At 32.5% G+C, this 23,383-nt stretch carries 11 protein-coding genes; 2 read left to right on the top strand and 9 right to left on the bottom strand.

The window, feature by feature from the left end; genetic code table 11:
* Window positions 1-87 precede the first annotated feature (87 nt).
* Both OA85_RS08420 and OA85_RS08415 read right to left on the bottom strand, forming a co-directional pair.
* Complete coding sequence (locus OA85_RS08420) at window positions 88-1,041, bottom strand: MoxR family ATPase (protein ID WP_039109074.1); 954 nt, start codon at window positions 1,039-1,041, stop codon at window positions 88-90.
* A gap of 78 nt (window positions 1,042-1,119) precedes the next feature.
* Window positions 1,120-2,547 (bottom strand): peptidylprolyl isomerase, encoded by a 1,428-nt coding sequence (locus OA85_RS08415; RefSeq protein WP_039109073.1) that lies wholly within the window; start codon window positions 2,545-2,547, stop codon window positions 1,120-1,122.
* A 729-nt stretch (window positions 2,548-3,276) separates the two neighbouring features.
* On the opposite strand from OA85_RS08415, the gene OA85_RS08410 reads away from it, so the two are divergent.
* On the top strand, window positions 3,277-4,719 hold the full coding sequence (locus OA85_RS08410; protein WP_039109072.1) for an alpha-amylase: 1,443 nt from the start codon (window positions 3,277-3,279) through the stop codon (window positions 4,717-4,719).
* Between the two features lie 192 nt (window positions 4,720-4,911).
* A complete protein-coding gene (locus OA85_RS08405; protein ID WP_039109071.1) occupies window positions 4,912-6,501 on the top strand; it encodes a peptide chain release factor 3 in 1,590 nt (529 codons plus the stop codon).
* 73 nt (window positions 6,502-6,574) lie between these two features.
* On the opposite strand, the gene OA85_RS08400 is transcribed toward OA85_RS08405, so the two are convergent.
* The 7 genes from OA85_RS08400 to rpoC form a co-directional block, all read right to left on the bottom strand.
* Window positions 6,575-7,528 carry a sugar phosphate isomerase/epimerase gene (locus OA85_RS08400; RefSeq protein WP_039109070.1) on the bottom strand — a complete coding sequence of 318 codons (954 nt, stop codon included), beginning with the start codon at window positions 7,526-7,528 and terminating at the stop codon, window positions 6,575-6,577.
* A 162-nt stretch (window positions 7,529-7,690) separates the two neighbouring features.
* On the bottom strand, window positions 7,691-9,217 hold the full coding sequence (locus OA85_RS08395) for a RagB/SusD family nutrient uptake outer membrane protein (RefSeq protein ID WP_039109069.1): 1,527 nt from the start codon (window positions 9,215-9,217) through the stop codon (window positions 7,691-7,693).
* An 18-nt stretch (window positions 9,218-9,235) separates the two neighbouring features.
* Entirely contained in the window at window positions 9,236-12,259 is a 3,024-nt protein-coding gene (locus tag OA85_RS08390) for a TonB-dependent receptor (protein WP_039109068.1), read from the bottom strand.
* Window positions 12,260-13,467: 1,208 nt separating this feature from the next.
* Complete coding sequence (locus tag OA85_RS08385) at window positions 13,468-17,634, bottom strand: two-component regulator propeller domain-containing protein (RefSeq protein ID WP_039109067.1); 4,167 nt, start codon at window positions 17,632-17,634, stop codon at window positions 13,468-13,470.
* Between the two features lie 237 nt (window positions 17,635-17,871).
* Entirely contained in the window at window positions 17,872-18,237 is a 366-nt protein-coding gene (locus OA85_RS08380; protein WP_039109066.1) for a hypothetical protein, read from the bottom strand.
* A 305-nt stretch (window positions 18,238-18,542) separates the two neighbouring features.
* Window positions 18,543-18,854: a DUF3467 domain-containing protein gene (locus OA85_RS08375; RefSeq protein WP_035670440.1), complete on the bottom strand. Its 312-nt coding sequence runs from the start codon at window positions 18,852-18,854 to the stop codon at window positions 18,543-18,545.
* A gap of 9 nt (window positions 18,855-18,863) precedes the next feature.
* Complete coding sequence (gene rpoC / locus OA85_RS08370; protein ID WP_039109065.1) at window positions 18,864-23,177, bottom strand: DNA-directed RNA polymerase subunit beta'; 4,314 nt, start codon at window positions 23,175-23,177, stop codon at window positions 18,864-18,866.
* Between the last annotated feature and the right edge of the window lie 206 nt (window positions 23,178-23,383).

The raw sequence follows: 23,383 nt of genomic DNA, 5'->3' as shown, positions 1-23,383 counted from the left end.
TAACAAAGTCGAAATTGAATGTTACAACAATACGATGTTAAATGACTATTTTAAACACATTATCTTTCTAAATTAGTGAAATACTGATTATATCAATTTATCAATAATCATTTCTTCAGTAATCCCTTCGGCATCAGCTTTGTAATTTTTGATTATTCTGTGACGCAAAATTCCTGTAGCCACCGCTTTTACATCTTCAATATCCGGTGAAAATTTTCCATTAAAAGCAGCATTGGCTTTGGCAGCCAAAATTAAATTTTGCGAAGCTCTAGGTCCTGCTCCCCAATCCAAATAATTTTTCACAAATTCATTCGACAACGGATTGTCCGGGCGCGTTTTGCTTACCAGCGTTACTGCATATTCAATTACATTATCCGCAACAGGAATCCTACGAATCAATTGTTGAAAATCAATAATTTCCTGCGCCGTAAATAATGGATTAATTGTGTTTTTTATATCAGAAGTTGTACGTTTTACCACTTGCACTTCTTCCGAAAAAGAAGGATATTCGAGTTTTATGGCAAACATAAATCTGTCTAATTGCGCTTCAGGCAAAGGATAGGTTCCCTCCTGCTCAATAGGGTTTTGAGTTGCCAAAACAAAATAGGGTAAATCCAACTTATAATTCTCTCCAGCAATAGTAACGGAACGTTCCTGCATTGCTTCCAGCAAAGCTGCCTGCGTTTTAGGAGGTGTTCTATTGATTTCGTCCGCCAGAATAATATTCGAAAAAATAGGCCCTTTTATAAATTTAAATTTTCGGCTTTCATCTAATATCTCACTCCCAAGAATATCTGATGGCATCAAATCAGGAGTAAACTGAATTCTTTTAAAATCAAGACCTAAGGCTTGCGCCAAAGTATTTACCATCAATGTTTTTGCTAATCCGGGAACTCCTACTAAAAGTGCATGCCCCCCAGAAAAAATACAAAGTAAAATTTGATCTACCACCGCATCCTGACCTACAATGATTTTTGCTATTTCGCTTTTTAGTTCATTTCTTTTTTGAACTAAGTTATGTATTGCTGCTACGTCAGACATTTTAGAATGTATTTTAAATTAAAAAGAGTTAGCGATATGAATTCATAAAGCTAACTCTTTTTATTTATTTTATAAAAATTATTTTTTCAACCAGTTGTTTGTAAAGGTACAATCCCTGTACTCTCCAATGATTTTAATATACGTTTCTTTGATTTTATCATCAAACCATTTCCCGATAGCTTTGATTTGTTTTTCTTTCAATGCTAAATCTTTTATCTTAACATAATCCTTAGCATAGTCAGCTGTATGTTCGTTTATTCTATTGGTTACAGTAATTAATTTGTATTTTTTCTTTCCTTGTACATCTTCCATGAATGGCGCTGTAATTTCTCCTTCTTTCAAATTTGAAACTTGACCATATAAGCTAGGATCCATCTTTGTTAATTCAAAACGAGTGTCTTGTGTTTTTGGATTGATTAAAGCTCCACCATTTACTCTGGTTTCCTTCTCATCAGATTGAGTTCTTGCCGCTTCTGCAAAAGTAATTTCCTTATCCATTATTTTTTTTCTAATCAAAGTGATTTTTTCTTTGGCATCTTTCAATGACTCCTCAGAAACACTTGGCGTCAATAATATGTGACGCAATTCAACCTCTTGACCTTTTATTTTTTCTACATATATAATATGAAATCCAAAATCTGTTTCAAATGGAGCTGATATTTCTCCTTCAGCAAGACTAAATGCAACATCTTTAAACTCTTTTACAAATGGGGTCTTACGATTCATTTTATAAAAACCTCCATTAGAACTTGAACCTGGATCTTGAGAGTATAAAACTGCTTTAGTTGCAAAACTAGCTCCTTCCATGCACTCTTTTTTGAAAGCATTTAATTTGTCAATCACTTTTTGCTTTTCTGCATCAGTAACTTTTGGCGTAATTACAATTTGTGCCACTTCCATTTCGGCTCCAAAAACAGGAAGATCTGCAGTAGGTATTGTTTTGAAAAAATTACGAACTTCCTCTGGAGTTATTTCTACCGCATCAACAATCTTTTTTTGCATTTCCGAAGTCAACTTCTGTTCTTTCAAAACATCAAAAAAATAGGTTTTAAACTCTTCTTCATTATTTTTCTTGTAATACTTCACCACCTTTTCCAAAGACCCTAATTGCTCTACCATATAGTTCAATCGATCATCCATCATTCCTTTTACTTCCGTATCCGTAACCTTAATACTATCTTGGATTGCCTGGTGTGCATACAATTTGTCTTCCAATAATTTTCCTAGCATCTGACATCTTGTAACATCTTTTATAGAACCTCCTTGACTTGATATTTCTAAATAGCCTTTGTCAATATCTGAATCTAATATGATATAATCTCCAACTGTAGCAATGACACCGTCAATTTTTTGTTTTTGATTGGATTGAACTTTTTTAGTAGAAACAACTGCACTATCTTTTATAATCTCTTGCGCTTTTACTATTGAACATGAAAAAAGTAAAAGAAAAAAGGCAAGCGCAATTTTATTATTTATAGACTTCATTTGTATTTTTTTTAATGGCATTTTTTAAATTTATTTTTATCGTAACGTATCGTTGTTTTCTTGCTTTAAATCTTTTTTATAAAAGCCTCATTAATTTTGGCCAAATATACACTTTAAGAATCAAGAAATGAATTGATTTTATAATACAATTACTTACTATTCTTTTAACTTATAACCAACAAAAATAACAATTCAATTACATAATACAAGTTTACGTACTAGTATTAACAAAAATTTATTAACGCATTTCTTTATTGGCTTATTAACTTCCTAATTCTTCTGGAAACTTACTTTTTAGATCAATTAATTGACAACAAAATAACTTTTGCTAATCTATATAGAACAACTATCTCTCAAACTTATTATTATTTTAAAATCCGCCTTTATTATATTTTTTTTGTTTACTGCCTCTTTACAGTATTCATTTTCATCCTGATTTTAGACTTCAAAAAAATATATTTATAAAAAGCACTAAGACAACAACTCAAAAAGTAATTAAAATCATCATTTTCAAGAGTATAATAGAAAGTTCTCAACACTACAACGTTTTCGTGATTAAATAAAATTTCACTTACATGGGAACTATCAGAATTTATATAAATTAGCCCTAAATATAAATTTTATTCAATAATTAATATTAAAAAATAAACTTATACTATTTATTTTAATGATTAGCATTAAAATTCATAAAACAAAACTTTACTATTAATCAACCTCAAATCTATTACCTAACCTAAACCATTCATTTTTATGAAAAAATCAAATTTTAAAATTTATCTATTATCAGCCTTATTAATTGGCTTCTACTCGTGCAGTTCAAATGAAGATGTAGCTACTGATTCCGTTTCGGCTGCTTCCCAATTCAAAGTAATTAATGTAACACATCATGATGGACATCCTTTTAGCACCGGAAAAACAACTACTTCATTAACAGGAAAATATGTTGCAAATCCCGGAGGCGGTGTTATGATGCAAGCATTTTATTGGGATGTTCCTTCAGGTGGAAACTGGTGGAATACCATCAATACCAAAGTGACGGAGTGGTCTAATGCCGGTATCGGTTCTATATGGCTTCCACCAGCATCAAAAGCTCAAAATGGTGCTTTTTCTATGGGATATGATCCTACTGATTATTTTGATTTTGGAGATTACAATCAAAATGGTTCTATCGAAACTAGATTTGGTTCTCGTACTGAATTAGAAAGTTTAATAACAAAAGCACATAATGAAAATATGCAAGTATATGCTGATATCGTAATTAATCACAATAGCGGTGGACAATTAGAAAACAATCCTTTCACAGGAACACAAACTTATACCAATTTTACCGGTGTAGCCTCAGGAAAATTTCCTAGAACCAGTGCTGATTTTTATAAAAATTCATTCGGAAATAACGACGAAGGTGCGTTCGGAGGATTTCCTGATTTATGCCATGCCGCCTCAAATGTTCAAAATTGGCTGTGGTTGAGAACGGACGGTGTAGGTAAATATTACAAAAACACCATGCATTTTGATGGATGGAGATTTGATTATGTAAAAGGCTTTGGTTCATGGGTTATCAACAGTTGGAATGCAAATGTCGGCGGATTTTCTGTTGGCGAATTATGGGATTCAAACGTAAACACATTGAATGATTGGGCGAACAACGCTAATAGTTCTGTATTTGATTTTGCTTGCTATTACAAAATGAATGACGCTTTTGACGGCAACAACCTTGCCTTATTGAATGATGATATGATGTGGAAAAGAAACCCTTACAAAGCGGTCACTTTTGTTACTAATCATGATACAGATGAAATTTGGAATAAACAATTGGCATATGCTTATATTTTAACTCATGAAGGATATCCAACTATTTTCTACAGAGATTATGAAGAATGGCTAGACAAAGCCAAATTGAATAATTTAATTTGGATTCATAACAATAAAGCAACCGGTACTACTTCCATTTTATATGCAGATAATGATGAATACATTGCTCGAAGAAATGGATATAATGGAAATCCAGGATTAGTGGTTTACATCAATAACTCATCAACTTGGCAAGAAAGATGGATTCAGACTAATTGGGTCAATGCACAAATTAAAGATTTCACAGGTAACTCAACTTGGTATCCTACAACCCAAGCGGATAAATGGGTAAAAATTCAATGTCCTCCAAATGGTTATTCCGTTTGGTCCATTAATATGTAAAATATAATATTTTAGTGGATGTCCAAAAAGACATCCACTTTTTTTTACTACATTATTAAATAGTAAAAAACAGTAAAATTGATTCAAAAGCTACCAGAATACATATTCAAAATTTACATACTCTATTTAGATTATACTATTTTTTTAATTGGCATTTATAAATAGTACTTTTGCAGACTATTTATATTAAACATGAGCTTTTTAAAAGAAATACAACGCAGAAGAACTTTCGGGATTATTTCACATCCTGATGCTGGAAAAACAACACTTACTGAAAAACTCCTCCTTTTTGGTGGTGCTATTCAAGAAGCAGGTGCCGTGAAAAACAACAAAATCAAGAAAGGCGCTACCAGTGACTTTATGGAAATTGAACGTCAAAGAGGAATTTCGGTTTCTACTTCAGTTTTGGCATTCAATTATAAAGACAAAAAAATAAACATTCTCGATACTCCGGGACACAAGGATTTTGCAGAAGATACCTTTAGAACATTAACCGCAGTTGACAGTGTTATTGTTGTAATTGATGTGGCCAAAGGTGTAGAGGAACAAACAGAAAAATTAGTGGCTGTTTGTAGAATGCGAAAAATACCCATCATTGTTTTCATAAACAAATTAGACCGAGAAGGAAAAGACGCCTTTGATTTAATGGATGAAGTGGAGCAAAAACTGGGTTTAACCGTTACGCCATTAAGTTTTCCAATAGGAATGGGATATGATTTTCAAGGAATTTATAATCTATGGGAACAAAACATCAACTTATTTAGTGGTGACAGTCGTAAAAACATCGAAGAGACTATTGCTTTTTCTGATGTTCAAAATCCAGAATTAGAAAAAATAATTGGACAGAAACCTGCTGACAGATTACGTGAAGAATTAGAATTAATAGACGAAGTATATCCAAAATTTGATCGTCAGGATTATTTAGATGGAAAATTGCAACCTGTATTTTTCGGTTCTGCTTTAAATAATTTTGGAGTTAGAGAGTTATTGGATTGTTTTGTCCAAATTGCTCCATCACCAAGACCAAAAGATTCAGAAACTCGACTAGTTGATCCTAAAGAAGAAAAAATGACTGGTTTCGTTTTTAAAATCCATGCCAATATGGATCCAAAACACAGAGACCGTTTAGCTTTTATAAAAATTGTTTCAGGAACTTTCGAAAGAAACAAACCATATTATCACGTTCGACAAAAAAAGAATTTAAAATTTTCCAGTCCAAATGCTTTCTTTGCTGAAAAGAAAGAAATTGTAGATATCTCCTATCCTGGAGATATTGTAGGATTACATGATACTGGAAATTTTAAAATTGGAGATACTTTGACCGAAGGTGAAATCATGAGCTTCAAAGGAATTCCAAGTTTCTCACCAGAGCATTTCAGATACATCAATAATGCCGATCCAATGAAAGCCAAACAATTGGACAAAGGAATCGATCAGTTAATGGACGAAGGGGTTGCACAGTTATTTACTTTGGAAATGAACAACCGAAAAATCATTGGAACTGTAGGTGCGCTTCAATATGAAGTAATCCAATATCGTTTAGAACATGAATATGGTGCCAAGTGTACCTATGAAAATTTTCCGGTTCATAAAGCATGTTGGGTGAAGCCAAATGATATAAAAAGTGATGAGTTTAAAGAATTTAGAAGAATCAAACAAAAATTCTTGGCACATGATAAGTACGGGCAATTGGTATTTCTAGCCGATTCTGATTTTACTATTCAGATGACACAAAATAAATATCCAAATGTGAAGTTGTTTTTCACCTCGGAATTTGAATAAATAGCAAAATATACGCTTGAAATAGCAAACATAAAAGAAGCCTCTTCATTACTGGAGAGGCTTTTCAATTTATTTAAAGAGACTTTAAATAATCGATACTTTTTTTCAATGCTATTTCAGGTGATTGTACCATATCTTGTTCCACAAAGAAATGCTCAACACCATTTTGTTTTGCAGCAGTAAGTATTGTTGGCAAATCCAGTACACCTTCGCCACATGAAGTCATGTACGGAAAAAGACTAATCCATTGTGATGCATCTCCACCATCTCCTGCAAATCTTTTTGCTTCTTTCATGTCTTTTATATGCACCATTTTATACCTGTCTTTGTGCTTTTTGAATAATTCAACGGGATCTGCTCCACCGGCTATTGTCCAATAAAGATCCATTTCAAAATAAACCAGGTTAGGGTCAGTTTGGTCAAAAATAATATTTAATGGCATAATGCCATTCACATTGTTTAAACCATAACCATGATTGTGATAGGCAAAACGAATTCCTTCTTTCTTGGCTTCAGCGCCAATCGAGTTGAATTTTTCTGCTACTCGTTTATAATCGTCCAAGTTTTTTCTTTCATTATCGGGAATGGAAGGAAGTACGACGTATTTCGCACCGATTAAATGAGCGGCTTCCGCCAATTGCCCCATATTATTTGATAGCGTATCTAAGTCAGTATGCATGGATGGAATACTAATGCCATTTGATTTTGCTGCTTTAAAAAAATCAGCAGTAGTTTTGTTAAAGAAGCCGCTCCCTTTGAATCCAAGTTGGGGTGTAACAGCATTCCATGAAGCTTTTGCTTTTTCAGTACTGAACTCATAAGGACCAAAACATTCCACTTCTTTGTACCCCATTTTAGCTAACATAGCAAAAGCACCATCAAAGTCATTCTCTAACATTTTTGGTATAGAGAATAACCCCAAGCCTACTTTATTGATTAATGGATTTTTGGCAAACAGTTCATTTGCGTTTATTAAGGATGCTACAGAAAATAGAGCAGTGCTTTGAAGAAATTGACGACGTTTCATAGTAAATATTTTAGAGTATTAATTTAAAAATAAAAAATAATGGAACTAATTTTAAAAGATTGGATAATCATTTTACACAAAAGTGTACTTTTTTTTATAAAAAACTGCCCGAAAATCACTTTTCGGGCAGTCACCATTAACAAACAAACTTAACAAATTATATTAATAACCTGGATTTTGATCCGCACTTGTTAGCGCTTTATTTTTAGCAATTTCTGATGCAGGAATTGGATATAAATCATTTTTAGCAGTATATCCTTTACTTGATAACTCTGCATTAGCTCTTCCCCATCTAACTAAATCCCAAAAACGCTGTCCTTCAAAAGCTAACTCCAAGAATTTTTCATTTACAATAGCGTTAAACAAATTTGCACCTGTTAAGGTCGAAGACACATCAGCTAATCCAGCTCTTTGTCTAATTTTGTTTAATTCTATTCTTGCATTGGCATCTTGTCCTTCCTTATTATAAGCTTCGGCTGCAAGCAACAATACTTCAGCAAATCTAAATAATCTCAAGTTTGTACCATAATTTGCTTCTACAACACCACCAGCGCTTGTTTCTGAAGCACGTGGAGCATATTTTGTTCTAATACCTCCTTCATAGTCCCAAGGGGTTCCTGCTTTACTTCCACCAAATGAAACAAGTTCTGCTTCACTCATTACTGTAGCTGCTTTACGACTTACATCTCCTGCAGCATCAAACGCACTTAATATTTTTGCTGTTGGCAAGTTAAAGCCCCATCCATTTCTCAATCCAGTACCCGTCAAATTAAAGTAACCATCACCACGAGGACCCATTAATTGTATAAATATGTTACTTTCTTCACGACCAGCAAGATTTGCAGTAGTAAAATTGTAACCTTTTGTAGTAATAAAGCCTACTTCGAATAAAGACTCTTTTCCAAATTCTGAATCTTTTAACCAAACTTTTGAAACGTCTGACTCTAAACCATGAGCGGGATTATCTATTACAGCTTTTAAATAAGGAATTGCAGCAAGCGTTTTTCCTTGAAAAACCAAAACTTTCCCTAATAATGCTTGAGCAGCCCCTTTTGAAACTCTAAAATTATTTTTAACCGCAGTTTTATCTGGCAAACCTGCAATAGCAACAGCTAAATCAGCTTCTATTTGAGCATAAATTTCTGCTCTTGGACTTTTGGCTTTAGCAAAAGCTTCAGCGCTAATTGTTGTGGGATTTTCTAAACGCAAAGGCACATCTCCCCACATAGTTGTTAGCTCAAAATAACACCAAGCTCTCATAAACTTTGCTTCTGCAATTGCAAAGGCCTTATTGCTTAAGGTTCCTGCTTCCACCTTCTCTATAATAGTGTTTGCAAGTGCAATTGTTTTATATTCCTTATTCCAAACCCCTTCCAAAGAGGGATTAGAAATAGATATATTTGCATAATCATCAATTTCTTGTAATTGCTTTTGATCTGTTGCAGTACCACCACCGGCATTAGCCTCATCACCCGGCAGTACTTTAATAAAAAAAGCTGAATTCCAAGCCTGATCATTATTAAATTGTACAAGGTCATACAATCCAATTAAAGCTTCTTCCGTATTACTTTCACTATTAAAGAAAGTTGTACTCTCCAGTACACCAACAGGTTTTACCTCCGTAAAATCTGAACTACATGATACAGTTATTAAAAATATAACCGCAACACTATATATTATTTTTTTCATATTTAATGTTTTATTTTATTAAAATTCAAGTGACAAACCAAGTAATATTTTAGCAGCTACTGGATAATATCCTCTATCTACTCCTATACTATTATCAGAGAAACTTCCTGCTTCAGGATCCAAACCATTATATTTAGTAAAGGTGAAATAGTCATCTAAAGAAATATAAGTTCTTAGTTTTTTCAATTTCATTTTATTAGAAACATCCTTAGAGAAATTATAACCTAATTGAATTTGTTTAATTCTCATATAAGAACCATCTTTTACTACTAAATCAGTATCGTATGCAGATGTTGCATATTGCGCAGCTGGATAAGATGCAATATCTCCTTCTTGTTGCCATCTACCCGTAAAAAATTCAATTGGGTGATTGGTAAGCGGTCTTGAAGTCTGGTGGTAAGCTTCAAAAATATCATTCCCTTGCGTACCTTGAAATCTAATATTTAAATCAATGCCTTTATATCCAAATTGAATATTTCCTCCAAAAAGAATATCAGGGTGAGGAGAACCGATTTTTGTTTTATCGTTTGATGTAATTCCAGGAACACCATCGGTATCTACAATTTTTATTTTTCCTGTCGCAGGATCTATACCGTCAGTTTTATATCCATAGAAATACCATAATGGTAATCCTTTTTGGAAACGAGTTACACCATCATTGTTTTGCGGTGCCAGTGCACCTATTATAAAACCATTGTCACCTACATAATTAATAGCGGTAACTTCATTATGCAAGGTTGACAAATTAAGGTCTATACCATAACTAAAACCACCCGCTGTTTTATCACTGTAACCTGTTTCAAATTCAAATCCTTTATTTTCAACTGTTCCAGCATTAATAGAAGGAACTCCTACACCTAAAGATGGAGGTGCAATGATATTTCCATTTACAAGAAGTAAATTTCTAGTTGTTTTAACATAATAGTCAACTGAAAAATTCAATTTATTATTTAATGCTCGTAAATCTAAACCTAAATCCAATTGCTCAGAACGTTCCCATTCTAAATTGGTATTTGGTAAATTCCCTGGAGTAATACCAGTTTGACCTTCGTAAACAACTGGAACTGTTAAAGCGGTTTCTGTTGCTACAGTTTGGAATATTAAGCTGTTTATGTAAGTGCTTAAATTGTTATCACTACCATTTTGTCCCCAACTAGCTCGTAGTTTTAGATAATCAATTTTCGAGCCTTCTTTCCAAAAATTTTCTTTAGATACTAACCAACCAGCAGAAGCTGCAGGGAAATACCCCGATTTTTTTGAAGTCGGAAAATAACTAGAAGTATCGTTACGCAACGAGCCTTCTAATAAATATTTACCCATATAATCATAAGAAATTCTTCCAAAAACTGAGCTTCCCCTTTTTTCAACAATACTACCACCAATTACATCATTGTTACGGTTTGCAAAGTCAAAGTATGCAAACTGGTCTGTTTGATCATGAATTTGCGCCCCGCGTAAAGAATAAAATGGACTCTTAGTTTTCTCAGATGAATACCCCAATAATCCTGTTATATTATGATTACCAAATTCTTTAGTGTAGCTCGCAAAATTTTCCCACAACCATTTTGAACTTCTTGAAATCTGATTGTTTAATGTTACAGTAGAATTTTGAGCTTCTGACGATACAACCCAAATAGGACTCCATCTATTATCAAACGTATTTGTTCTTTCATATCCGAATCTAGAGGTAAATGATAAACCTTCCGCTAAATTCAATTTAGCAAACACCGATGTTAAAATTTTATCCGTATCAATACCTCCTCTAAATGTGTAATTTGCTAATCCCACAGGGTTGACAGCCTCACCCGTTGCATAAGTTGGGTATCCGTAAACATTCCCATTACCATCTGTCATAGCTGTTCCTGCAGCTACTCCAGCTAAAGCTCGTGCAGGTAAAGTTCCTGTATAAATTACGGGCGTTAATGGATCCATAACTAAAGCTTGAGTTACAACTCCAGCTGTTGAATTATCTTCAGTAATAGGCGAAGACCCTATATTTGAATAGGTCATATTAGAACCTATTTCTAGCCAATCATTGACTTGAGATTTAAGATTAAGTCTTCCTGTAAATCTTTTATAATTTGAATCTTTACCAACAACTCCATCTTGATCCATATAGGAGCTTGAAAAATAGAAAGACGTTTTCTCGTTCGCTCCAGAGATACTTAAATCATGTCTTTGTGTAGCGGCATTTTTAAAAGTTTCATCGATCCAATTTGTATTAATACCGTTATCAACTACATTAGTTCTTCCTGCCTCTTGGAAATAGGTTACAAATTGAGACGCATTCATCAACTTCATATTAGACCTAACGGATTGAGTACCTATTTGCGTACTGTAGCTAACTATTGTTTCTCCAGGCTTACCTTGTTTAGTTGTAATAATGATAACTCCATTTGCTCCTTGTGTACCATAAATTGCAGAAGATGCAGCATCTTTTAAAACCTCCATGCTAGCAATGTCATTTGGAGAAATATTATCTATGGAACTTACTTTCATTCCATCAACAATATATAATGGATCTGAATTTCCATTAGATCCAGCACCTCTAATTCTAACTTTAGAACCAGAACCTGGAGCCCCAGAAGAAGATACAACGGTAACACCTGATGTTTTACCCTGTAACACGGACTCAACACGTGCTGATGAAGAATTTTGAATATCAGCAGAACTAATACTAGAAATTGCCCCTGTTACTAAACTTTTCTTCTTAGCCCCATAACCTACAACCACAACTTCGTCTAAAGCATTTGAATTCTCTTCCAACAATACATTAATTGGAGAATTCCCTTTGTAATTAATCTCTTGGGATTTATAACCTACAAAAGTGAAGACTAAAACATCTCCATTCTTAGCATTGATTTTAAAAGCCCCATTAAAATCTGTTTGTGTTCCTGCAGCAGTACCTTTAACCGATACATTAACACCTGGAATTGGACCTGTTTTATCGGATACAGTACCCGATACTGATTGAGCATAAATAATACTTCCAAATAATAAAAATACGGGAAGTATTAGTTTTTTTAGTAGTTTGTTTTTCATAAAATTTTTTTTTGGTTAGTTAGTACTATGAGATTTAGTTTAAAAAAAAGGATCAATATGAATAATAAAAATGCAATGAGAGCATCTAAATAGTAGTATTTCAACAAATTGATTCCATTAAGAAATTTTAAATTCCATAGTTTGACAAATGTTAAGAAAATCCAAAAATTTAAATATCAATTTTAAAGCAATAACTATAATTTTTCAAGCTATTACATATTTAGCTACCTTTTAAGCGATATTTTTATAGTCGATGCAACAATTTTTATAGTCTTAAATTCCATTTGACTATGAAATATCTCTTTGTAAATGACCTACTATGAAATTTCGATCCTAAAATTGATTTATTTACATATCCAATGATCCTCAGAAGACCTTTATTTAATTGTTTGTATGAATAGCATTGTTATTAAAGTTAGAGATGGCTCAAAAGTCATCAACAAAACCATCTTTTTAGCCTTAGGCCACAACAGAAAAGGATAAAAAGAAGATTTGGGGATGCGGCTTGGCAAATACGAAAGCAGCAGTTTTTTGGATGAATGTCTTAACCGACTTAAAAGCTTGTGTTGTTGAAGAAAGAATTGTTTTTCCGAAATCCAAAACACAAATAGGCATGGTTCATCAAATTAGAAACGCTTGTAAACTCGTTGTTTGGAAGAACCGGAAGCAATTTACTGCCGATATGAAACTATCATAAAGCTCCAACCAAAAAAGCCGCAGAGCTGGCTTTAAAACATTTTACCAACAAACGGGAAAGTGAATATTTTTATGTTCTCAAATTCCGGCTCGATAAATGGGAGGAGCTAACGGTATTTTTTGACTTTCCAATTGTAATCCTAAAAATCATTTATGCCACAATTTAATTGAAAATCTTACTGGTAAAATTCGAAAATACACCAAAAATAAATTGTCATTCCTCACAGATGAGACAGTTCTAAAATCAATATTTTTTGGCTTTAAGGGAAGCACCCAAAAAATAGTCCAGGCCGATTCAAAATTGGTAAATTGTTTTAAACCAATTTACCATTATATTAAAAAAAAGGCTCCGATTATAAAATCGAAACCTAACTTTTTAACTTACAACCTTTTGGGGAGCGTGTCGTTTTTATTACATATCCATTTCAACTTACACCCTTTTTGGAATAGTGTATTTGGTGGATTTAAAAATGAGGATTCTATACTGATTTTCTAATCGAATAAACCAATCATCAAAGCTCGTTTTTTTTGATTTTAACATCTGTAGGTAATATACCAAAATAACTCTTAAAGCATTTTGTAAAATAGGAAGGGGAAGAAAATCCAGTTTTATAACATACTTCGCTTATACTTACATTGTCGTTTTCCAAAATTTGTTTTGCTTTTTGAAGTCGAACATTTCTTAAAAACTCATTAGCGGTCTGGTTTGTGAGCACTTTAATTTTTCTATAAAACTGGCTCCTACTCAATTTTAATTGAGTAGCAAGTGATTCTACATTTAAATCCGGATTACTTATATTCTCTTTAATATAGTTTAACACTTTCTCAATAAATTCTTTATCTAAGGATAATGTTTTAATTCCCTCAGGCACTTCACTAATTAAACTAAAATATTTATTAAAAATTAACTGCCTGCTGGTTATTAACTGGGACAAGCGCAACCTTAATAGCCTCATATCAAAAGGCTTAACCATATAAGCATCAGCACCCACTTCAATACCTTCTATTCTATCTTCGATTTCAGTTTTGGCAGTAAGCATTAATACAGGAATATGACTTGTTCTTAAATCTCTCTTTATATTTTTACAAAAATCGAACCCGTCCATTTCTGGCATCATGACATCTGTTAATATAATATCCGGAAGGAACTCATTAGCTAAATCAATTCCACTTTTTCCATTATTAGCAACTAAAACCTTGTACTCATTTTCAAGTTCTTTTTTTAAATAATCTCTAAGTTCATAATTATCTTCTACTATTAACAATGTATATTTATGTAGATTTTCATCTATATCAATTCCCTTTTCCTTTTCTATTTCAAGATATGTAAGTGCTTGTTTCTTTTTAACTTGAACCTCTATACTATCTAAAAGTATTTCATTATCATCAAAATGAGACTTGCCTATTGGCAATATGATTGTAAAAGTAGTTCCTTCTCCTACTTTACTGTCAACTTCAATTTCGCCTTTATGTAACCTAACAAAATCTCGAACCAATTCTAAACCAATTCCTGTACCTCCGTAATAACTTTTATTTAAATTTTCAACTTGATAAAAACGCTCAAATATTTTTCCCAATTCTCCTTTTTCAATACCCGGACCCGTATCAGAAATAATAATCTCTACCGCTTTTACCCCCTCAGTTTTACTTACTAAAGGTAAATGGAATAACTTATCCGTTGATTGAAGGTTGATGTTGATTGTCCCACCATTTGGTGTAACCTTAATAGCATTTGATAGGATATTGAAAATAATCTTTTCCAACATATCTGCATCACTCCAAATTGACAGATCTGCTACATCTGAATCTAGATCAAATTCTATTCCTTTTATAGATAATTCTTCTCTAAAATGGATTACAACATCTTTAATAAAATCTACTAAATTTAATTTCACAGCTTTAACCTTTAATTTATTTGATTCAAGTTTTTTAAAATCTAATAGCTCGTTTATCAACCTATAAAGTCTGTTGGTGTTTTTATTAATAATATTAAGCTTTCCTTTTGTTCGTGTTGCGAGGTTTAAGGTATCATCTCTAATAATATCGTCAATAGAGTTCATAATTAAGGTAAGAGGTGTTCTTAATTCATGGGATATGTTAGTAAAAAACTGAAACTTTTTTTCATTTAAAGCCTTTTCTTGCAATCTTATATTTTGTTCTATAATTATTTCTTTATTTTTATTCAACCTAATAAGCATCATCCTATTAAAATAATAGCCCCCTAAAAGTAACAAAACAACATAAGAGAACAAAGCCATATTTGACTTCCACCAAGGTGGTAAAACAGTTATTTTTAGTTCTAATACTTCTTTATTCCATTTACCATCACTATTGGCTGATTTTAATTTGAATATATAATTACCCTGTTCCAAATTTGTATAAGTGGCACTTTTTAATCTACCAACATAATTCCATGATTTTTCTAAACCTTCAAGATAATAAGCATATTGATTTTTTTCGGGTCTTGTATAGTTAATGCCTGTATATTCAATTGTAAATACAGATTGAGTACTATTTAAAGTAATACTCTTCGTCTCACCAATAGCACTTTGAAGAGGCGACCCTTTCTGATTAGTGGTAACCGTTTTATTAAATATCTTAAAGTCAGTTAAATATAAAGATGGTAAAACATTATTAACTAAAATATTTGAAGGATTGAAATAATCTAATCCAAAATAATTACCAAAATAAATAATTCCTTGTTCATCTCTAAAAGTAGCATTTCGGTTAAAATCATTAGAAAGAAGTCCATCATTTTTTGTATAACTAGTAAACCTATTGGTTTTAACGTCTAATCTTATAATTCCTGAATTTGAGCTAAGCCAAATATTTCCTTTTAAATCTCCAATAATACCCACTATATTATCGGCTTCTAAACCATTTAGTCTGTTATACCATTTAAAACTATCAGTTTTACCGTTGTATTTACACAAACCACCACCTCTTGTTCCAATCCATATTGAACCGTCTTCTCCTTCATATAGTGACCAAACGGCGTCAGTTTTTGCGTAATTTTTAAGTTCTTTAGACATCCTATTAGCCATTGATACAATAGAAAACGTATTCCCTGCTAACTTTTTAATCTTAAACAAACCTAAACTTGTTGTCGCTACCCAAAGATTACCTTTTTTGTCAACTAATATTTTAGACACGTAACTATCTGAAATACCGTGTTTTAAAAACAGCCCTGACCTGTAATTTGTAAATTTTCCTGTTTCCGGATTGAACGAATGCAGACCTTTGTCCCAGCTAGCAAACCAAATAGTTCCTTCTAAATCTTCCGTAATACTGATGATATTATTGGAGGTTAAACCTCCACCTGAATTATTTACTGTGAAATTAATGAATTTTTTATCGCCATTCTTTAAAAAATATACCCCTCCATTCCAAGTACCAGCCCATATATTTTGTTTACTGTCAATAAATAATGCTTCTACGTAATTATTGGTCAGCCCCGAAAACACCTTGTTTTCTGTAGGGCCAATATGAGTATACTGACTCGATTTAGGATCAAAAACATCAATACCTCCTCCATCCATAGCTAACCAAAATTTATTAAAATGATCTTTTACAATAGCAGTAACAGAATTTATTTGTAATGAATTAGGAATGCCAGGTATACTTTCTAGATTTTCAAACTTATCATATAACTTGTCGTAAACACCAATTCCTGCATTGTAATATCCCATCCATATACGTTCATTACGATCCAAAAATAAAGACCAAATAGAATTAGACAGAATATTTTTTCTTTCGTATTTACTTGATAGATAATGATTTAAAATTTTACCATTGGAGTCAATATGAAATAACCCTTCATTCTCCGTACCACACATTAAGGTTTTGTCCGGTAAAGTAATAATTGATAAAAGACGATTTTGAGAAATTTGAAAATGATTTATCTCTAATAAATGATCTTTACTATTATCATTGCTCTTAATTTTAAATAAGCCTGTAGACATAGTTCCAATCCATATATTATTTTTTTCTATTAATAAACATTGAATAGGGTCATTGATGGACTTAAGCCCTTCTTTATTTTTAAAAACAGAACGTTTAAGTGTATTTGTTTTAGCGTCAAACTCTTTAAGACCTCTATCAGTTCCAGCATATACCTTTCCCTTAGCATCTGCCTGAAGCGCATTTATCGTAATAGTTGAAGTTAAGTTAGATTCTTGACATAATATTTTTTCAACCTTAAAATTATTTAAATCCATCTTGAATAATCCTAGTTCTACAGTACCAATAAATAAGTTCCCCTTCTTATCTCCTATCAAACTCTTAACCGAAACATTTCTTTTATTTTTTTTGAATTCAGATAAAAGAATTCTTTTAAAACAATCATTCTTGTAGTCGTATAAGTTGAGTCCTTCGTCTGTACCAAACCATAATCTGTTCATATTGTCAAGATAAGAACAATTGATAATATTATTACTTAATGAGGTAGGATCGTTTGGTTTGAATTTATATGTTTTGTAATCACTTCCGTCAAATTTATTTAATCCAGCTCCACTGGTACCTAGCCAAATAAAACCGTAGTGGTCTTGAATTATTGTATGTACGCCAATTTGGGAAATGTTTTCTTTTATATTAACAAATCTATATTTTTCAATTGGTTTTTGAGACCAAACAGCTATGGAAAACAACACTAAACAACAAACACAAAAAAAATTTTTCATATTACAAAACCCATTTTTAAACTAAATGTGGATAAAATTAACACTAAAATTTTATAAATAATTTAAATTATACTGACAAATTAAAATTATCACATTTAATGATAATTTGTCTATTAACTGTAACAATAATTTAGGCTAGACATAAATTGTGCACCGTTATTTCAGGACGACACACATAAAAAAAAACGCTAATTAAAAATTAGCGTTTTTTTTATATTTTATAAAATCAATTTAAATTTAGGCAATTGTACTTTCTAAACTTACTGCTTTCTTTAAAAATGCTTTAATTAACAATCTATTAGGAGCCAATCCAGAAGTCATAATTTGTTTTTTTGTATTTATTCCTTCTTTTGAAATAGAGCTATTAGGATCTTGTTTTGACCCCATAAACCAAAGTACAAAATTCATAGTATTTGAAGAAGAACTATTTGTTGAAACATTTTCTTGTTTTACTACATTCAAAACTTCAGTAGTATTATTAGTTGCTACAGTATTTTCAGTAGATTGACTAAAAACAGAAACATTAGACAATAAAATAATTACTAGCAACATAAAAAAGTTGTTGTTTATTTTATTATTAGTATGTTTTGAAAAATGATTCATTTGTGTATTTTTTTTTTAAAATTAATAAGATGTTTCTCTTATTCTGATACGAAACTATACCATTAAATTTCTAATAAAAAATATTTTCGATGAATCGCCTTAATACTCGTCAAAGCGACAAAATCTCAATAAAAACTCAATTTATTTTATAGTATTAATATGAGGTAATCAACCATTTCCCTTTTTAACTTTTTAAATAAAAACAAAGAAAAAGATTGAATTATAATAATTTAAAAAAGGCTTTTCATTAAAAAAAAGACAAAAAAAAGGCTCCATTTCTGGAGCCTTTTATCTTTAACTTAGAATTATGCTTGTCCTGCAGGACCAAAATTAAGTGGTATTGAAGGTTGTTCACTATCTTTTATTTCGCCGTGAGCGACTTCAAATCGGTGAATATTTTCTCCAATCGCTTTCAACAATCTTTTGGCATGTTGCGGTGTCAAGACAATTCTTGATTTTACTTTAGCTTTAGGAATACCAGGCATGATACTTACAAAATCTAAAACAAATTCAGATGAAGAATGATTGATTATAGCCAAATTAGAATAAATTCCTTCGGCAGTTTTTTCATCCAACTCAATGTTGATTTGTTCTTGTTGTTGATTTGAATTGCTCATATCCTATTATTAATAAATGTATTCCTCTTTATTAGCCATCATATCATTATAATCTTCTTTCGAACCTACAATCGTATTATCATATTCTCTCATACCAGTTCCGGCAGGGATTCTATGTCCTACAATTACATTTTCTTTCAATCCTTCTAAGTAATCGATTTTACCTGCAACAGCAGCTTCATTCAATACTTTAGTAGTTTCTTGGAAAGATGCAGCAGAAATAAATGATTTCGTTTGAAGTGATGCTCTTGTAATACCTTGTAAAACTGGTGTTGCTGTTGCAGTAACAACATCACGAGCTACAACAAGATTTTTATCAGTACGTTTCAAAAGAGAGTTTTCATCACGCAACTCACGAGGCGTAATAATTTGTCCTTCTTTTAAAGCACTAGAATCTCCAGCATCTTCAACTACTTTCATACCATATAACTTATCGTTTTGAACGATAAAGTCTTTAGTATGAATCAATTGATCTTCTAAAAATAAAGTATCACCTGGATCTTGTACTCTTACTTTACGCATCATTTGACGTATTACTACTTCAAAGTGTTTGTCATTGATTTTTACCCCTTGTAAACGGTATACTTCTTGAATTTCATTTACCAAATACTGTTGAACAGCTGCTGGTCCTTGGATTCTTAAAATATCGTCTGGAGTAATTGCACCATCAGATAAAGGTACCCCTGCTCTTACGAAGTCATTTTCTTGAACTAAAATTTGGCTTGATAATTTAACCAAGTATTTTCTAATATCACCAAATTTAGATTCGATAACAATCTCACGGTTTCCTCTTTTGATTTTCCCAAAAGAAACAACACCATCGATTTCAGAAACAACAGCTGGGTTTGAAGGATTACGAGCCTCTAACAACTCTGTAATTCTAGGTAAACCTCCTGTAATATCTCCTGATTTAGAAGAACGACGTGGAATTTTTACCAATACTTTACCTGCTTTAATTTTCTCACCGTTTTCAACCATCAAGTGGGCTCCAACTGGTAAGTTATAAGAACGAATTAATTCATTGTCTTTACCGTAAACCAATAAAGTTGGAATTAATTTTTTAGCTCTAGATTCAGAAATTACTTTTTCTTGGAAACCAGTTTGCTCATCAATTTCAACCATGAATGATTGACCTTGCTCTAAATCTTCGTAAGCAATTTTACCAGTAAACTCAGAAACGATAACTCCATTATATGGATCCCATTTACAAATCACATCTCCTTTAACAACAGATTGACCGTCTTTAACGAAGATACTAGAACCGTAAGGAATGTTATTAGTACTTAATAAAATACCTGTTCTCTCATCAATCAATTTTAATTCAGTTGAACGAGAAACTACAATATCAACTGCATTACCTTCACTATCTTCTCCTTTAACCGTTTTTAAATCTTCAATTTCTAGTTTACCATTAAATTTGGTAACAATACTAGACTCTTCAGATATACCACCCGCAACCCCACCAACGTGGAATGTACGTAATGTCAACTGTGTACCAGGTTCTCCAATAGATTGTGCTGCAATTACACCAACCGCTTCACCTCTTTGTGTCATTTTACCAGTAGCTAAATTTCTACCGTAACATTTTGCACAAATACCTTTCAACGCTTCACAAGTCAATGGGGAACGAACTTCCACTTTCTCGATAGGAGAAGCGTCAATTGCTTTCATTATAACTTCTGTAATTTGCTCACCAGATTTAACTAAAATCTCACTAGTTAAAGGATTGATTAAGTCTTGCAATGCAACACGTCCTAAAATTCTTTCTCCTAGAGATTCAACTATTTCCTCATTCTTTTTCAATGCTGATACTTCAACACCTCTTAATGTACCACAATCTTCGATATTAACAATAACATCTTGAGATACATCGTGCAATCTTCTTGTTAAATATCCTGCATCGGCCGTTTTCAAAGCCGTATCCGCAAGACCTTTACGCGCACCGTGAGTAGATATAAAGTACTCAAGGATAGAAAGACCTTCTTTAAAGTTAGAAAGAATCGGGTTTTCAATAATTTCACCACCACCAGCAGTAGATTTTTTTGGCTTAGCCATCAAACCACGCATACCGGTTAACTGACGAATTTGTTCTTTGGAACCCCTCGCTCCAGAATCAAGCATCATATACACAGAGTTGAAACCTTGTTGGTCTTCTCTAATGTTTTTCATTGCTAACTCTGTAAGTTGAGCATTCGCTGAAGTCCATACATCAATAACTTGGTTGTAACGTTCGTTATTAGTGATAAGACCCATGTTATAATTAGCAGAAATACCTTGAACTTGTTCTCTGGCGTCTGCAATTAATTTAGGTTTTTGATCTGGAATTCTAATATCCCCAAGAGAGAATGACAATCCACCTTTAAAGGCAAATTTGTAACCCATATCTTTCATGTTATCCAAGAAAGCCGCAGTTGTAGGTACATCAGTAGAACTCAAAACGTGTCCGATAATGTCTCTAAGGTTTTTCTTAGTCAATACATCATTGATATATCCAGCTGCTTCCGGTACTACTTCATTAAATAATACACGACCCGCAGTAGTTTGGATAATTTGATACACTAATTCTCCAGCATCATTAAAATCTTTAGCTCTAATTTTCACACGAGCATTCAATTCTAATCTTCCTTCATTCAAAGCAATATTTACTTCTTCAGCAGAATAGAAAGTGATTCCTTCTCCTAAAATTTTAAGCTCAGGAGTAGATAAACGTTCTTTGGTCATATAATATAGACCCAAAACCATATCCTGAGAAGGTACCGTGATTGGAGCACCATTTGCAGGATTCAGAATATTGTGAGAACCCAACATTAATAGTTGTGCTTCCAAAATAGCTTCTGGTCCTAAAGGCAAGTGAACTGCCATTTGATCCCCATCAAAATCCGCATTAAATGCAGTACAAACTAAAGGGTGCAATTGGATTGCTTTTCCTTCAATTAATTTCGGTTGGAATGCTTGGATACCTAATCTGTGCAAAGTAGGAGCACGATTCAGTAATATTGGGTGACCTTTGATTACATTTTCAAGGATATCCCAAACTACAGGCTCTTTTTTATCTATTATTTTCTTAGCTGATTTTACAGTTTTTACAATTCCTCTTTCTATCAATTTACGGATAACGAAAGGCTTGTATAATTCTGCTGCCATATCTTTTGGGATACCACACTCAGATAATTTCAATTCAGGTCCAACAACAATTACCGAACGAGCAGAATAATCCACACGTTTTCCAAGTAAATTTTGACGGAAACGTCCTTGTTTACCTTTAAGGGAATCAGATAATGATTTTAATGGTCTGTTTGATTCTGTTTTTACTGCAGAAGCTTTACGTGTATTATCGAAAAGTGAATCTACAGATTCCTGCAACATACGTTTTTCGTTTCTCAAGATAACTTCTGGAGCTTTAATCTCCATTAATCTTTTCAAACGGTTGTTACGTATAATTACACGACGGTATAAATCATTCAAATCTGAAGTTGCAAAACGACCTCCATCAAGTGGCACAAGTGGACGTAATTCTGGCGGAATAACAGGTACCACTTTCATAATCATCCATTCCGGACGATTCTCACGGTTCAAGTTAGACTCACGGAAAGATTCAACAACTTGTAATCTTTTTAATGCTTCAGTTTTACGTTGCTTAGACGTTTCATTATTAGCATTGTGTCTCAATTGGTAAGACAATGCATCTAGATCAATTCTTGCCAATAAATCCATAATACATTCTGCTCCCATTTTGGCAACAAATTTATTAGGATCAAAATCATCAAGATATTGATTGTCTGCAGGAAGTGTATCTAAGATATTTAAATATTCTTCTTCTGTCAAAAAGTCTAATCTTTGTAATGATTCACCATCTGCATTTTTAGCAATACCAGCTTGGATAACTACGTATCTTTCGTAGTAGATAATCATATCTAATTTCTTAGATGGAAGACCAAGGATATAACCAATTTTGTTTGGAAGAGAACGGAAATACCAGATATGAGCAATTGGCACAACAAGATTGATGTGACCTACTCTGTCTCTACGTACTTTTTTCTCTGTAACTTCTACACCACAACGGTCACAGATGATCCCTTTGTAACGTATTCTTTTATACTTACCACAAGCACATTCAAAATCTTTTACTGGTCCGAAAATTCTTTCGCAGAAAAGACCATCACGTTCTGGTTTGTGTGTTCTGTAGTTGATAGTTTCCGGCTTCAATACTTCACCTCTTGATTCTTTCAAAATAGATTCAGGAGAAGCAAGTCCTATTGAGATTTTATTAAACCTTTTTACAGGGTTTTTATCTTTATTGTTATTATTTCTATTATTCATCATAGTTTTTACTATTGATTTATTTGCAATTAAAAAATTGATTTTATGGAGACTTAGCCATACTACTTCTCTACATATTACCTCGGATTACTTCTCTAAACTTCAAACAATTTTTTTGAAGTGCTAGTTATAAAATCTTTTGAAATTTTATAAAAAATCGGAACGGGTTACGGGTCTAAATCCTAAAAACTTTTATAAATGCCAAAGTA

The organism is Flavobacterium sp. AED (genome assembly GCF_000812945.1).
GTDB lineage: Bacteria > Bacteroidota > Bacteroidia > Flavobacteriales > Flavobacteriaceae > Flavobacterium.
The sequence above is the reverse complement of the archived record's forward strand: the minus strand, read 5'-3'. Positions and strand labels throughout refer to the sequence as shown.